Origin of the sequence: Streptomyces sp. NPDC057616 (assembly GCF_042800575.1) — a bacterium.
In the GTDB taxonomy this organism is placed as follows: domain Bacteria; phylum Actinomycetota; class Actinomycetes; order Streptomycetales; family Streptomycetaceae; genus Streptomyces.
This window is the reverse complement of sequence record NZ_JBHVGU010000068.1, coordinates 1-15528: the sequence shown is the minus strand read 5'-3', so window position 1 is coordinate 15528 and position 15528 is coordinate 1. Positions and strand designations below refer to the sequence as shown.

Here is a 15528-nt window from a genome sequence, read left to right as displayed (position 1 = left end):
CCGGGCGGGGGACCGTTGCCATCCCCTGAGCCGTGTCCGTCCTGGGGCACCCCGTCCGCCGGTCCATGCAGCCGGAGGTGCCCATGAGTGCGGAGGCGACGAACCCCGCGACCCCAGGTCCGGTAGCAGGTTCCGCGGCGCGCTGGCGGGCGCGCATCGACCTGCGCCGCCTCGGCCGTGCCGCCCTGCTCGGCCCCACCGCACGTGACCGGCTGCCCAGTGCCATCAGCCATGTCGTCGACGCCCACCGCGCCCACTATCCGGGCGCCGAGCTCGACCCCCTGCGCCGCGCCTACGTGCTGGCCGAGTCCTCGCACCGCGGCCAGATGCGCAAGAGCGGCGAGCCGTACATCACGCATCCCCTCGCGGTCACGCTGATCCTCGCCGAACTCGGCGCCGAGACCACCACTTTGACGGCCTCTCTGCTCCACGACACCGTCGAGGACACGGACGTGACGCTCGATCAGGTGGGCGGGGAGTTCGGCGCGGACGTCCGCTACCTCGTCGACGGCGTCACGAAGCTGGAGAAGGTCGACTACGGCGCCGCCGCCGAGCCCGAGACCTTCCGCAAGATGCTGGTCGCCACCGGCAACGACGTCCGCGTGATGTCGATCAAGCTCGCCGACCGGCTGCACAACATGCGCACGCTCGGCGTCATGCGCCCCGAGAAACAGGCGCGCATCGCCAAGGTCACCCGCGACGTCCTCATCCCGCTCGCCGAGCGGCTCGGCGTCCAGGCGCTCAAGACCGAACTCGAAGACCTCGTCTTCGCGATCCTGCACCCCGAGGAGTACGAGCACACGCGGGAGCTGATCGTCGACAACGCCGCCCGCACGGACGACCCGCTCGCCGAGATCGCCGACGAGGTGCGCGGCCACCTGCGCGAGGCGGACATCGCGGCCGAAGTCCTCATCCGCCCGCGGCACTTCGTCTCCGTCCACCGCGTCGCCCGCAAGCGCGGCCAGCTGCGCGGCGCCGACTTCGGCCGCCTGCTGGTGCTGGTGAACGAGGACGCGGACTGCTACGGCGTCCTCGGCGAACTGCACACCTGCATGACGCCGGTGGTCTCGGAGTTCAAGGACTTCATCGCCGTCCCCAAGTTCAACCTGTACCAGTCGCTGCACACGGCGGTCGCCCACCCCGACGGCCAGGTCGCCGAAGTCCTCATCCGCACCAACCAGATGCACAAGGTCGCGGAGGCCGGCGTCATCGCGCTCGGCAACCCTTACGCGCCCGCGCCCGACGACCCGGTCGACGGCGAGCGCGTCGACCCCACGCGCCCCGGCTGGCTCTCCCGCCTCCTCGACTGGCAGGAGGGCGCGCCCGACCCCGACACGTTCTGGTCCACCCTGCGCGAGGACCTCGCCCAGGACCGCGAGATCACCGTCTTCCGGCCCGACGGCGGCACGCTCGGCCTGCCCGAGGGCGCCAGTTGCGTCGACGCCGCGTACGCCCAGTACGGCGAGGACGCGCACGCGTGCATCGGCGCCCGCGTCAACGGCCGCCTGGCGACGCTGAGCACGGTCCTGCGCGACGGCGACACGGTCCAGCTCCTCATGGGCCAGGACCCGGCCTCCGAGCCGTCCAGGGAGTGGCTGGAGCACGCGCACACGCCCGCCGCCCGCATCGCCATCCAGCGCTGGCTCGCGGCTCATCCGGCCGCGGACGACGCCAGGGAGCAGCGGGAGGAGCCGCCGGCGGCCGCGCTCCGGCCCACCGCCGAAGGCTCGGTCCTGCGCTCCACCACGGCCGACATCATCGTCGACCAGCCCGGCGCGACCGTACGCCTGGCCGGCTGCTGCACACCGGTGCCGCCCGACGACGTCACCGGGTTCGCCGTGCGCGGAGGTGTGGTCACCGTCCACCGGATCGAGTGCGCCGCGGTCGAGCGCATGAAGAGCGCCGGGCGCGCGGAGGTCGGCGTGCGCTGGGGGGACACGACCGAGTGCCGGGTCACGCTGCTCGCCGAATCGTTCGTCCGCCCCCATCTGCTGGCAGACCTCACCGAGGCCATGGCCCTCGAGGGCGCCGAGATCGTGTCCGCGACGGTCGAGCCCCCGACCCAGCAGCGCGTCCGGCACACCTACACGCTCCAGCTCCCGGACGCGGCGCACCTGCCCGCGCTGATGCGTGCGATGCGGAACGTGGCGGGCGTGTACGACGTGAGCCGGGCGCACACGCCGGGGGCGTGAGCGGGAGCGGGAGCCTTCCAGGGGGCGCTCAAGCGGGAGCGCCGGGGCTTGAGCGGGAGCGCCGCTCGCCGTCACCGATCTACCCGTTCGGGTGGGCCGGACGCGCGTCGTCGCCGCCCGGGGCGTACGCGCTGATAGCGGTGATCCATGCTGCTCACCCCTCGCCCCCAGACGCCGGAAGCCTCCTCCCACGGCCCCCGGCCCGCCGCGCCCTCCCGCTTCCGCCTCCGGCTCCGCGGCCCTCGCCGCCTGAAGGCGACCGCCCTGCTCGCCTCCGCCGTCTCCGTGTGCCTGCTCGCCGCAGGCACGCCCGCCACCCCTGTGGGCGTCGGTGACCGGCTCTTCCCGTACCTCGGCAACCCGGGATACGACGTCCAGTCGTACGACCTCTCGTTCACCTATCCCGGCAGCAACAGCAAGCCGCTCCAGGCGGTCACCATCATCAACGCGAGGACCACCGCGGCGCTGGACCACTTCAACCTCGACTTCGCCCACGGCAAGGTCGAGTCGGTCCGGGTCGACGGTGAGCCGGCCACCTTCACCAGCGCGGGCGAGGACCTGGTCGTCACGCCGGACAAGGTGCTGCCCGCGGGCAGCTGGACCCGGATCACCGTCCGGCACACGAGCGACCCGGTGCCCGCCAAGGGCCAGGACGGCGGCTGGGTGCAGACCTCCGACGGACTCGCCATGGCCAACCAGGCCGACGCCGCCCACCTGGTGTTCCCGTGCAACGACCACCCCTCCGACAAGGCGCTGTTCACCTTCCGGATCACCGCCCCTGACGGCTACACGGCCGTGGCCAACGGCCTGCCGGCCGACCGGGAGCGGGCCGGGAAGTCGACCACCTGGACGTATCGCACCCGGCACCCCATGGCCACCGAGCTCGCCCAGGTCTCCATCGGCCGCTCCAGCGTGCTGCACCGCACCGGACCGCACGGCCTGCCCGTACGCGACGTCGTGCGCACCGCGGACCGCAAGGAACTCGAACCCTGGCTCGCCAAGACCCCCGGCCAGATCGCCTGGATGGAGAGCAAGGTCGGCCGCTACCCCTTCGAGACGTACGGCATTCTCATGGCCGACGCCTCCACCGGCTTCGAACTCGAGACACAGACACTCTCCCTCTTCGAGAAGGAGCTCTTCGCCGGGAACACCTACCCGGCCTGGTACGTCGAGTCGATCATGGTGCACGAGCTGTCCCACCAGTGGTTCGGTGACAGCGTCAGCCCGCGGACCTGGTCCGACCTGTGGCTCAACGAAGGGCACGCCACCTGGTACGAGGCCCTGTACGCCGAGGAGAAGGCCGGCAAGCCCATGGAGAAGCGCATGAAGGCCGCCTACACCGCCTCCGACGGCTGGCGCGCGGCCGGGGGCCCGCCCGCCGCCCCCAAGGGACCCGAGCCCGGCCAGAAGATCAGCATCTTCCGGCCGAACGTCTACGACGGCGCCGCGCTCGCCCTCTACGCCCTGCGCCAGGAGATCGGCCGCCCCGCCTTCGAGCAGCTGGAACGCAGCTGGGTGAGCCTGCACCGCGACGGCACGGCGAACACCGCCGACTACGAGCGCCTCGCCTCCCAGATCTCCGGCCGCGACCTGAGCGGCTTCTTCAAGGCGTGGCTCTACGGCGAGAAGACCCCGCCCATGCCCGGCCACCCGGACTGGAAGTCGGACGCGCCCGACGCCAAGGGCGGCAAGGGCCGGCCCGGCAAGGCAGCGCAATAAGGCGATGACGAGACGGGCCGTTCCGTGCGACCATCTTCAGGTCCGCGACGCGGGGTCCCGGGAATCTCCCGGGGTACTCCTACGTTGTCACCAGTGACGAACCCCCATCGACGTAAGGATCCAATGACCTCCTCTTCATCCCCTTCCCAGGACACTGAGCGCTTCGCGCACAACTACGCCGAAGGTCTTCGGGCCGATGCCCTGATGGAAGAGGACGTCGCCTGGAGCCACAAGATCGACGGAGACCGGGACGGCGATCAGTTCGATCGCTCCGAGCGCGCGGCCCTGCGCCGCGTGGTGGGCCTGTCCACCGAGCTCGAGGACGTCACCGAGGTCGAGTACCGGCAGCTCCGTCTGGAGCGCGTCGTGCTCGTCGGCGTCTGGACCTCCGGCACCGTGCAGGACGCGGAGAACTCCCTCGCGGAGCTCGCCGCCCTCGCGGAGACCGCGGGCGCGCTCGTGCTCGACGGCGTCATCCAGCGCCGCGACAAGCCGGACGCCGCCACGTACATCGGTTCCGGCAAGGCGAGCGAGCTGCGCGACATCGTCCTCGAAACGGGCGCGGACACCGTCATCTGCGACGGTGAACTCAGCCCGGGCCAGCTCATCCACCTTGAGGACGTCGTCAAGGTCAAGGTCATCGACCGTACGGCCCTGATCCTCGACATCTTCGCCCAGCACGCCAAGTCCCGAGAGGGCAAGGCGCAGGTCGCGCTCGCGCAGATGCAGTACATGCTGCCGAGGCTGCGCGGCTGGGGTCAGTCGCTGTCCCGGCAGATGGGCGGCGGCAAGGGCGGCGGCCTCGCCACCCGTGGTCCCGGTGAGACCAAGATCGAGACCGACCGGCGACGGATCCGCGAGAAGATGGCGAAGATGCGCCGCGAGATCGCGGACATGAAGACCGGCCGCGAGATCAAGCGCCAGGAGCGCAAGCGCCACAAGGTGCCGTCGGTGGCCATCGCCGGCTACACCAACGCGGGCAAGTCCTCGCTGCTCAACCGCCTCACGGGCGCCGGCGTCCTGGTCGAGAACGCGCTGTTCGCGACCCTGGACCCGACCGTCCGCCGCGCGGAGACGCCCAGCGGCCGCCTGTACACCCTGGCGGACACGGTCGGCTTCGTACGGCATCTGCCGCACCACCTGGTCGAGGCGTTCCGCTCCACCATGGAGGAGGTCGGCGAGTCCGACCTGATCCTGCACGTGGTGGACGGCTCGCACCCCGCCCCGGAGGAGCAGCTCGCCGCCGTGCGCGAGGTGGTCAGGGACGTCGGCGCGACCGACGTGCCCGAGATCGTCGTGATCAACAAGGCGGACGCGGCCGACCCGCTGACCATTCAGCGGCTCCTGCGGATCGAGAAGCGTGCCATCGCCGTCTCGGCCCGCACCGGCCGGGGCATCGCCGAACTGCTCGCGCTGATCGACAACGAACTGCCCAGGCCGTCCGTCGAGATCGAGGCCCTGGTGCCGTACACCCACGGCAAGCTGGTGGCACGCGCCCACGACGAGGGCGAGGTGATCTCCGAGGAGCACACCCCGGAGGGCACCCTGCTCAAGGGGCGGGTGCACGAGGAACTGGCCGCGGAACTCCAGCCGTACGTGCCCGTTCCGGCCGTCTGACCCACAGCACGAAGGCCCGCCCCCTGCGACAGGGGGCGGGCCTTCGGCATTCCGCCGTCACGGCTCCGGCGTCACTGACCGCCGTACGTCTTGCTCATGTTCTCGTAGAGCGCCTCGGCGCCCTTGCCGAGCTGCGGGCCCGCGAGCCAGGTGTTGTTGGACGGGCCGATGGAGGTGTTGGACACCAGGGCCGTCTTGCCGTTCACCACGCGGAACCAGCCGCCGCCGGACGAACCGCCGGTCATGGTGCAGCCGATGCGGTACATCGTCGGCAGCGCGGGGCTCAGCGAGAGCCGGCCGGGCCGGTCGATGCACCGGAACATCTTCAGGCCGTTGAACGGCGGCGCCGCCGGGTAGCCCCAGGCACCCATGCTCGACACCGTCCGCGGCGCCGGGGCGGAGAAGTCGACGGGCAGAGCCGCGCCGACCGTCTCCTCCAGCGACTTGGAGCCCTGCTCCGGCTTCACGTGCAGGATGGCGTAGTCGTACGCGGCACCCGCGCCGCCCGTCTCCGAACCGCCCTGGATCCACTGGTTGGAGGTGGAGGCCCAGTCCGCCCACCACTGGCCGTACGGCGCGACCTGCGAGGCGTCGGCGCTGCTGAGCTGCGCCTCCGACTTGCCGAGGTCGTTGTAGGCCGGCACGAAGGCGATGTTGCGGTACCAGCCGCCGTCCTTGCCGGCGTGCACACAGTGGCCGGCCGTCCACACCAGGTTCGACTTGCCCGGGTGGTTGACGTCCTTGATCACCGTGCCCGAGCAGACCATCGAGCCCTCGGGACCGTCGAAGAAGACCTTGCCGACGGGGGCCGCGTGCTGGTGGTAGGGCGTCCGCTCGGCGATGGCCCGGATCGGCGCCGGCTCAGGGTCGCTGATGCCCTGGTCGGTGGAGGCGTCCTTGGTGGAGAGCGTCTTGTTGGCCTCCTTGGCGGACTGCATCCGCTCCGGCTTCCACAGGCCCTCGATCACCGGGTTGGCGAAGTCCTTGGCCGCGCTGAGCCACTTGTCCTTGTCCCAGTTCTTCCAGCCGCCCTTGGCCCACTGGTCGATGTCGATGCCGTGGTCCTTGAGCTTGCTCGCGATGTCGGACGGCACCTTGAGCTTGCCGTCGCCGCCGCTCGCCGAGGCGGTGATGGTGGGGTTGGGCTTGTCGCTCGAGTTGTCGCCCGAGCCGTTGCACGCGGTCGCGGTCAGCGCGAGCGCGGCGACGAGACCCGTGGCGGCGAGTGCGGTGCGATTGGTCCGCCGGCCGCGCGATGGCGCTGCGGGCGTGCGAGTGGAACGCATGGTGCGGAAACCCCCGTCGGAACGTATGTATGTCATGTGCTTGCCAGTTCTGCGTCGCGCCTGTCCCTGGGAAGCGACACCCCACTATGCCCGTGGAGTTGAGGGCGAACGGGGACGGGACGGTGAAGGTTTCTGTGAGGGGCCCGCCCCCGTCTGTGCCTACCGGTCGGTCACTGCCCGGCGAACTTCTTGCTTACAGAGTCGTACACACCCTTGGCCACGTCACCCAGTCGGGGACCGGCCAGCCAGCCCGACGTCACCGGGCCGATCGAGGTGTTGGACACCAGCGCGGGCTTGCCGTCCGAGCCCGTGGCGACCCAGCCGCCGCCGGACGAACCGCCGGTCATGGTGCATCCGATGCGGTACATCGTCGGGGCCGCGGCGCTGATCGAGAGCCGACCCGGGCGGTCCGTGCACTGGTACAGCTTCTGGCCGTCGTAAGGTGCGGCGGCGGGGTAGCCGGTGGCGGTGATGCTGGGAACCTTCGGCACGGCCGGGGCGTTGAAGTTCACAGGAAGCGCCGAACCGACCGTCTCCTCCAGCGACTTGCCGTTGCCGCCCTTCTCCGGCGTCACATGGATGACGGCGTAGTCGTACGGCGCGCCGTCGCCGCCCGTCTCACCGCCCTGCTCGATCCACTGCTGCGAGGTCTGCGCCCAGTCGGCCCAGTAGACACCGTAGGGAGCGACCTGAGCCCTGGTCGCGTTCTGCAGCTGGGCCGTGCTCCGGCCCGCGTCGTTGTACGACGGCACGAACGCGATGTTGCGGTACCAGCCGCCCTTCTTGCCGGCGTGCACGCAGTGACCCGCGGTCCAGACGAGGTTCGACTTGCCGGGGTGGGCCGGGTCCTCCACGACCGTGGCCGAGCAGACCATCGTGCCTTCGGGGGAGTCGAAGAACACCTTGCCGGCCGTCGCCGCGTTGGCGTGGTACGTAGGCGCCACGGCCTTGGCGTCCACCGGCGCCGGCGTCCGGTCGGTCACTCCCTGATCACCGGAGAGGTCGTTGTCGTCGACGCTCTTGTCCGGGTCGTTGGCGCCCCGCATCCGGTCCGGGTCCCACAGCCCCTTGATGATCGGGTTGATGAATTCGTCGGCCTCGCGCAGCCAGTCGTCCTTGTTCCAGTTCCTCCAGGCGCCGTGCTTCCACTTGTCGATGTCGATCCCGTGCTCTTTGAGCTTGTTCCTGATGTCGTCCGGGATCTTGATCTTGCCGTCGCCGGAGCCCGAGGTGTCGGCCGCGGACGCGGATGCGGCCGTCTGGCCGTCGGCCTTGTCGTCACCCGAGTTGCAGGCGGTGGCGGTGAGCGCCAGCGCCGAAGTGAGGACCACGGCGGCGAGAACGGGGGAGGTCCTGCGGCGCGTACTCCTGTCTCGCCGGACGTGGAACGACGGCCGTATGGATCGCATGGTCTGAACTCCCCCTGAGACGAACGAACTGGGCTGGGCTGGGCTGGTTGCGTTGCCCTGGCTTGCGCTGGGCCGGCTGGGCTGGTCTTTCGGGCCTGTCGAGCTTGCCGGGCTTGTTGAGCCTGTCGGGCGGGCTTTTGAGCCTGTTGAGCTGTCAGGCCTGTCTGACAACGGCTCCACACACTATGCGCTCGCTGTGGGTGGGCGCCGACGGAACGGCAACGGTTTCGCTACGAGTGTCTGATCAGGCAATTCGTCCTGAATGACGGGTGGTTGGGAGAGAGGCGTGCAGGGAGGCGCTGGGGAGTGAGGCGAGGGTCGGGAAGGCGCGGTGTGCGCCAAGGATCTTGAACCAGCCCGTAACCCGGTCGGCCATGGGGTGTTGGTAGCGGTGGGGGTTCTCCTGTCCGTGGGCGGTCCCCTGTTCCTGTGTGGGCGGGAGGACTGGAAGCCGTGGCCGAGCCTGCGTGTCGGGGGAGTGCGTCGGAGGGGGTCCGAGGGGGCCTTGCGGCCGGTGTGAGCGCTGAGGGCCGGGCTGCCGGTGGTGCTGTCGGCGGCGGGGTGGGCGTCGGACGCGGTGTTGGTGGTGGTGGCGTTTCAGGGGTGGCCCCGGCCGCGCACGAGGGGGTGCCGCGGCGGCAGCCGGCGCGCGAAACGGCTGCGCGGACCTATGCACGCGCCGTGCCGATCGTGCCCGTACGAGCGCGGGGGATGACCATCGAGGGCGCCGACGGCCGCCGCTACCTCGACTGCCTCTCCGGTGCCGGAGCGCTCGCCCTGGGCCACAACCACCCGGTCGTGCTGGAGGCGATCCGCAGGGTCCTCGACTCGGGCGCGCCCTTGCAGGCGTTCGACCTCGCGACACCCGCCCAGGATGCCTTCGTCGCCGAACTGTCCCGCACGCTGCCGCCCGGGCTCGCCGGTCACGCGCGCGTGCGGTTCTGCGGGCCGGGCGAGACGGACGCGGTGGAGGCTGCGTTCCGCCTGGTACGGGCCGCGACCGGCCGCAGCGACGTCGTGGCTCTTTCGGGCGGCGGCCGTCCTCAGGGGTCCGAACTCGCCGTCCGCTGGGCCGAGTCCGCCCTCGACGCCCCCGAGCCGGGCACGCCGCGCCCCGCTGGGGTGATCGTCGAACCGGTCCAGGGCGAAGGCGGCATGATCCCGGCGCCGGATGCCTGGATGCGACGGCTCCGGGAGGTCACCGCCGCCCGTTCCGTTCCGCTGATCGCCGACGAAGTGCGGACGGGCGTCGGACGCACCGGGGCCTTCTGGGCGGTGGAGCACAGCGGCGTCACCCCCGACGTCATGGTGCTCTCCAGAGCCATCGGCGGCAGCCTCCCGCTCGCCGTGCTGGTCTACCGCGACGACCTCGACGTCGGGCGACCCGGCGCCCCTGCCGACACGTTCCGCGGCAACCAACTCGCCATGGCAGCGGGCACGGCCACCCTCACCCACGTCCGCGAGAACGACCTCGCCGCCCGCGCCGCCGCCCTCGGCGCCCGCATGCTTGATCAACTCCGCGCGCTGAAGAGGGAGTTTTCCTGCGTGAGGGAGGTGCGCGGGAGGGGGCTGATGATCGGCGTTGAGTTCGTGGACTCCGCCGATCGCGCCGGGTCTGCGGTGGCGGAGGCTGGTGAAGGTCGCGCAGCCAGGAGGGCGGTCGCTGCCTGCGACGGTCTCGCCGCCGCCGTCCAGCGGGAGTGCCTGTGCCGCGGCCTGATCGTCGACCTCGGTGGCCCCCACGCGAACGTCGTACGACTGCTCCCGCCCCTCACGATCAGCGACGAACAGGCGACGGCTGTACTCGACCGCCTCGCCGATGCCGTCCAGTCGGTGGCCCTGGCCCACGCCGGCAGACCCCCTGGCTCCGGGCTTCACCGACCGGAGGAAGCCGGCGCCCAACTCCTGAGCCACGCAGGCCGCACCAAGAGGGCCGTCCGGCGCGGCAGTTGACGCCTGCCCGCAGTCGTACGCCCAGCGCGACGTCGTCGCCCATGCGCCGTACCCAGGCTCGGCCCCGCGCCCGATCCGGAACCACCCACGAGGACCGCTTTGAACACCACCCGCACACCTGGCGCCGACGCCCACCGTCCGAAGGACGACCACCCAGCGCAAGCTGATGCCTCCGACGGGGTTCCGGGCCAGAGAAGCGCCTTGACCACCGACGGCCTCGGTCTCACTGCTCCCGCTCCTGCTCCCGCTCGTGCTCCCGCTTCACTCGAACACTCCGACCCCCTCGAGCATCCCGACCCAACCACCGCCGCAGACGCCGCGACCATCGAGAACCTGTTGCGCTGCTGGGTGCGGGAAACCGACCTCCAGGCCCCTGCCGACGGCACGCTCCGTATCCCCCTCCCCGCCAGCGGCACGACGCTCCTGGTCCCGGTTCATCACTGGTCCCCGACGGGATGGCACCGCTTCTGCCGCCCGCACTTCGAGGGCGCCACTGAGCTGTCCTCCCCGGCCGACGCGGTCACCATCGCCGCCCTGCTCGCCCGCGAGACGCCCGCCACCGATGCCACGACCACCTCTGACCTGGTCTCTCGTGTCGTCGACTCCCTCCGCCGCACGGCCACCTTCATCAGTGAGCGCCGTGCGCACCCGTCCGACGGGACCGACCTCTTCCTCTCCGCCGAGCAGGCACTCGTGCTCGGACACCCTCTGCACCCGACGGCGAAGAGTCGCGATGGTCTCTCGGACGCCGAAACTTCCCTGTACTCACCGGAGTTGCGCGGGTCCTTCCCCCTCCACTGGCTGGCTGTCGCACCCTCCCTTCTCGCCACCGACTCCGCCTGGACCGAGCGCGGCCGCGCCATCCACGCAACTCAGCTCACCGCCCGACTAGCCGAAGCCGAACTACCTCTGCCTGACGGCTACGCGGCGCTCCCTATGCACCCCTGGCAGGTCCGCGAGGTCCGGCAACGCCCGGAGGTCGCGGCGTTGATCGACGCCGGGCTCCTCCGCGACCTCGGTTCAGCCGGCTCTCCCTGGCACCCCACCTCCTCCGTACGCACCGTCCACCGGACCGGCGCCCCCGCCATGCTCAAACTGTCGCTGGGCCTGCGGATCACCAACTCCCGCCGCGAAAACCTCCGCAAGGAACTGCACCGAGGCGTCGAGGTCCACCGCCTGCTGCGCAGCGGACTGTCCCGGCAGTGGCGGGTCGCGCACCCGGGGTTCGACATCGTCCGCGATCCAGCCTGGCTCGCGGTCGACGCATCGGAGGGCACCCCCGTACCCGGCCTCGACGTGATGATCCGGCACAACCCCTTCGGCCCCTCGGACGACGTTTCTTGCGTCGCGGGGCTTGTCACGCCTCGGCCGCAGGCCGAGCCGGGTGACACCGCAGCCTCCGCATCCCGCCTGGCCACGGTCGTCACCCGTCTCGCGCACCGCACAGGCCGGCCTCTTGGCGCCGTGGCCGCCGAGTGGTTTCTGCGCTACCTCGAACAGGTCGTACGGCCTGTGCTGTGGCTGGACGCGGAGGCCGGGATCGCCTTGGAAGCCCACCAGCAGAACACCCTGCTTCTGCTGGACCCCGACGGCTGGCCCGCGGGTGGCCGCTACCGAGACAACCAGGGCTACTACTTCCGTGAGTCCCGGCGCGCGGACCTCGACGCCCGGCTGCCCGGGATCGGTGAGCACAGCGACACCTTCGTCTCCGACGAGGTCACCGACGAACGGTTCGCCTACTACCTCGCCATCAACAACGTGCTCGGCCTCATCGGCGCCTTCGGTTCGCAACGCTTGGCTGACGAGCGGCTGCTGCTCGCCGCCTTCCGCCGCTTCCTCGGCGACGTCGCCTCCGGGCCTGCCCGGCTGCGCACCTCACTCCCGGCCCACCTGCTCGACTCACCCGTCCTGCGCTGCAAGGCCAACCTGCTGACCCGGCTGCACGGGCTGGACGAACTCGTCGGCCCGGTCGACACCCAGTCCGTCTACGTCACCATCGCCAATCCTCTCCACACCTGACAGCCACCGCTGACCTATATCTGCTCCGGCCGACCCCACCGCCCTTCGCCAGCTTCCACCGCCCTTTTGCCGGCTCCACCGTCCGTCGCCGGCCCCCAACCGACCTTCACCAACTCCCTTCCGTCCCGAGGAACATGTCCCACCCCGACTTCTGAGAGGAGCGTCGCCGTGCCTCCCACCGACGCCACCGCCCACGCAGCCAATGCCGCCATCGACACCGGCGCTGATACGAGCCCCGGTACGGCTGAGAGCAGCGCCGCCGAAGGCTCGGACAGCGAGGACACGCTGGACCTGCGTCTGCCCGACGAGCTGATCGCGCTCTTCGCGGCGGAAGCGGACACCGGCGAGGCACGCAGCGATGCGCCCAGGGCCGCGCCCACCCTTCTCACCGCACCCGCCCTCACCGCGCCCGCCTTCGTCACCGCGTCCGCCCTCTTCGCCACGGCCGACGACGACCTGCTCGACCGCGTCGCCGACTGGGGACCGACCGTCACACCCTCGGGCGTGTTCCAGCTCGTCCCCGTGCAGGTCGAGCGGGACCTACCGCTCATCAACCGCTGGATGAACGACCCCGCCGTCGCGGAGTTCTGGGAGCTGGCCGGTCCTCGGGACATGACCGAGAGACACCTGCGGGCCCAGCTGTCCGGGGACGGACGCAGCGTGCCGTGCCTCGGGGTGCTGGAGGGCACGCCGATGAGTTACTGGGAGATCTACCGCGCGGACCTCGACCCGTTGGCCCGCCACGTTCCCCTTCGGCCTCATGACACCGGAATCCACCTCCTCATCGGTGAGGTCGCCGACCGTGGTCGCAAGCTCGGCAGCACCCTCCTCAGAGCCGTCGCCGACCTCGCGCTCAACAAGCGCCCTGCCTGCGCGCGCGTCATCGCGGAACCCGACCTTCGCAACACCCCCTCCGTTGCCGCGTTTCTGAGCGCCGGTTTCCGGTTCTCCGCCGAGGTCGACCTGCCCGCCAAGCGAGCCGCACTCATGATCCGGGACCGGTCCCTGCGCAATCTCCTGTGACGCCGTGCTGTCGCATCGTCACTTTTGGTACACCGCTCACGCCGATCCGGTTCCCATCGACCTCGAACCCATCCACGTCGGCTCGACCTCGACTCCATCGACATCGATCTCGAACCCGTCGACTCCGGCCTCGAACCCGTCGACACCGGCCTGGTATCCCACCCCACCCGAGGAGCCCCCGGTCTTGATCCCGCCCCTCGTCCCCGCCTTGATCGCCCCTTTGTCAGTGCCGGGCCGTAGGGTGGTCGAGCTATGACGAAGCCCTCACTCCCCGAACTCCTGCATGCTGCCGTCACTGCCGTCGGCGGTACGGAGCGCCCCGGCCAGGTGACCATGGCCGAAGCCGTCGCGGAGGCGATCGACGACGGCTCCCACCTGCTCGTCCAGGCCGGCACCGGTACCGGAAAGTCGCTGGGCTACCTCGTGCCCGCGCTCGCGCACGGGGAGCGCGTCGTCGTGGCGACAGCCACCCTCGCCCTGCAGCGGCAGTTGGTCGAGCGGGACCTGCCGCGCACCGTCGACGCGCTGCACCCCTTGCTGCGCCGCCGCCCGGAGTTCGCGATGCTGAAGGGCAGGTCGAACTACCTCTGTCTGCACCGGTTGCACGAGGGCGTTCCGCAGGACGAGGAAGAGGGGCTCTTCGACCAGTTCGAGGCGGCCGCGCCCACCAGCAAGCTCGGCCAGGACCTGCTGCGCCTGCGCGACTGGTCGGACGAGACGGAAACCGGGGACCGCGACAACCTCACGCCCGGAGTGTCCGACCGCGCCTGGGCGCAGGTGTCGGTCTCCTCCCGTGAGTGTCTGGGCGCCACGAAATGCGCGTACGGCGCCGAGTGCTTCGCCGAGATGGCCCGCGAGCGCGCCAAGCTCGCCGAGGTCGTCGTCACCAACCACGCGCTGCTCGCGATCGACGCCATCGAGGGCGCACCGGTCCTCCCGCAGCACGAGGTGCTGATCGTCGACGAGGCGCACGAACTGGTCTCGCGCGTCACGGGAGTCGCCACGGGCGAACTCACGCCGGGCCAGGTCAATCGCGCGGTGCGCCGCGCGGCCAAGCTGGTCAACGAGAAGGCGGCCGACCAGCTCCAGACCGCCGCCGAGGGCTTCGAGCGGCTGATGGAGCTGGCTCTGCCGGGCCGTCTGGAGGAGATCCCGGAGGACCTCGGGTACGCGCTCATGGCGCTGCGCGACGCCTGCCGCACGGTGATCTCCGGGATCGGCGCGACCCGCGACAAGTCCGTCCAGGACGAGGACGCGGTGCGCAAGCAGGCGCTGGCCTCCGTGGAGTCGGTGCACGACGTGGCCGAGCGCATCACGAACGGCTCCGAGTGGGACGTCGTGTGGTACGAGCGGCATGACCGCTTCGGCGCCTCCCTGCGCGTCGCCCCGATGTCCGTGTCGGGCCTGCTGCGGGAGAAGCTGTTCGCCGACCGCTCCGTCGTCCTGACGTCGGCGACGCTGAAGCTGGGCGGTGACTTCAACGGCGTCGGCGCCTCGCTCGGACTCTCGCCGGAGGGCACGGAGGGCGAGGACCTTCCCCAGTGGAAGGGCGTCGACGTCGGCTCGCCCTTCGACTACCCCAAGCAGGGCATCCTCTACGTGGCCAAGCACCTGTCCCGCCCCGCGCGCGACGGCGACCGCGCGGACATGCTCGACGAGCTCTCGGAGCTGATCCAGGCGGCCGGCGGCCGCACCCTCGGACTGTTCTCCTCCATGCGGGGTGCCCAGCTCGCCGCCGAGGAACTGCGCTCCCGTATCCCGGAGTTCCCGATCCTCCTCCAGGGCGAGGAGACGCTCGGCGAGCTGATCAAGAACTTCGCCGCCGATCCGAAGACCTGCCTCTTCGGCACCCTGTCGCTCTGGCAGGGAGTCGACGTCCCCGGCGCCAGCTGCCAGCTGGTCGTCATGGACAAGATCCCGTTCCCGCGTCCGGACGACCCGCTGATGAGCGCCCGCCAGAAGGCGGTGGAGGACGCGGGAGGCAACGGCTTCATGGCGGTCGCCGCCACCCACGCGGCGCTGCTCATGGCGCAGGGCGCCGGCCGCCTCGTAAGGGCGTCGGGAGACCGCGGCGTGGTCGCCGTACTGGATCAGCGTCTGGCCACGGCCCGCTACGGCAGCTACCTGAAGGCGTCACTGCCCGACTTCTGGTACACGACGGACCGTAACCAGGTCCGCAGGTCGCTGGCGGCCATCGACGCGGCGGCGAAGAAGGCCGAGGAACAGGCGCAGGAACAGCCAGAGGAGCAGGCCGCGGAGCAGGCAGAGGCGGAGTGACCTGGGAGTAGTGACCAGGGGTTAGCCTGGCGC

The 15528-nt window shown here is 70.8% G+C and carries 9 protein-coding genes; 7 read left to right on the top strand and 2 right to left on the bottom strand.

From position 1 onward, the window contains the following. Positions 1–83 precede the first annotated feature (83 nt). From ACFU97_RS44330 to hflX, 3 genes are all read left to right on the top strand, one after another. Positions 84–2192 carry a RelA/SpoT family protein gene (locus ACFU97_RS44330; RefSeq protein WP_384268548.1) on the top strand — a complete coding sequence of 703 codons (2109 nt, stop codon included), beginning with the start codon at positions 84–86 and terminating at the stop codon, positions 2190–2192. Positions 2193–2339: 147 nt separating this feature from the next. Beyond that, positions 2340–3911: a M1 family metallopeptidase gene (locus ACFU97_RS44325; RefSeq protein ID WP_384268546.1), complete on the top strand. Its 1572-nt coding sequence runs from the start codon at positions 2340–2342 to the stop codon at positions 3909–3911. A 123-nt stretch (positions 3912–4034) separates the two neighbouring features. Next, positions 4035–5528 (top strand): GTPase HflX, encoded by a 1494-nt coding sequence (gene hflX, locus ACFU97_RS44320; protein ID WP_384268544.1) that lies wholly within the window; start codon positions 4035–4037, stop codon positions 5526–5528. A 71-nt stretch (positions 5529–5599) separates the two neighbouring features. On the opposite strand, the gene ACFU97_RS44315 is transcribed toward hflX, so the two are convergent. Together ACFU97_RS44315 and ACFU97_RS44310 are read right to left on the bottom strand one after the other, a co-directional pair. Beyond that, positions 5600–6814, bottom strand: coding sequence for a trypsin-like serine peptidase (locus ACFU97_RS44315; protein ID WP_384268542.1), 1215 nt, complete (start codon positions 6812–6814; stop codon positions 5600–5602). Between the two features lie 170 nt (positions 6815–6984). Next, positions 6985–8223 carry a trypsin-like serine peptidase gene (locus ACFU97_RS44310; RefSeq protein WP_384268540.1) on the bottom strand — a complete coding sequence of 413 codons (1239 nt, stop codon included), beginning with the start codon at positions 8221–8223 and terminating at the stop codon, positions 6985–6987. A gap of 561 nt (positions 8224–8784) precedes the next feature. Here ACFU97_RS44310 and ACFU97_RS44305 point away from each other — a divergent pair. From ACFU97_RS44305 to ACFU97_RS44290, 4 genes are all read left to right on the top strand, one after another. Next, entirely contained in the window at positions 8785–10176 is a 1392-nt protein-coding gene (locus ACFU97_RS44305; RefSeq protein WP_384268579.1) for an aminotransferase class III-fold pyridoxal phosphate-dependent enzyme, read from the top strand. Between the two features lie 99 nt (positions 10177–10275). After that, positions 10276–12195: an IucA/IucC family protein gene (locus ACFU97_RS44300; protein ID WP_384268538.1), complete on the top strand. Its 1920-nt coding sequence runs from the start codon at positions 10276–10278 to the stop codon at positions 12193–12195. Positions 12196–12363: 168 nt separating this feature from the next. Then, the gene (locus ACFU97_RS44295; RefSeq protein ID WP_384268536.1) at positions 12364–13218 is read left to right on the top strand and encodes a GNAT family N-acetyltransferase; all 855 of its coding nucleotides are present in this window, start codon (positions 12364–12366) and stop codon (positions 13216–13218) included. Positions 13219–13470: 252 nt separating this feature from the next. Next, a complete protein-coding gene (locus tag ACFU97_RS44290; RefSeq protein WP_384268534.1) occupies positions 13471–15495 on the top strand; it encodes an ATP-dependent DNA helicase in 2025 nt (674 codons plus the stop codon). Positions 15496–15528 lie beyond the last annotated feature (33 nt).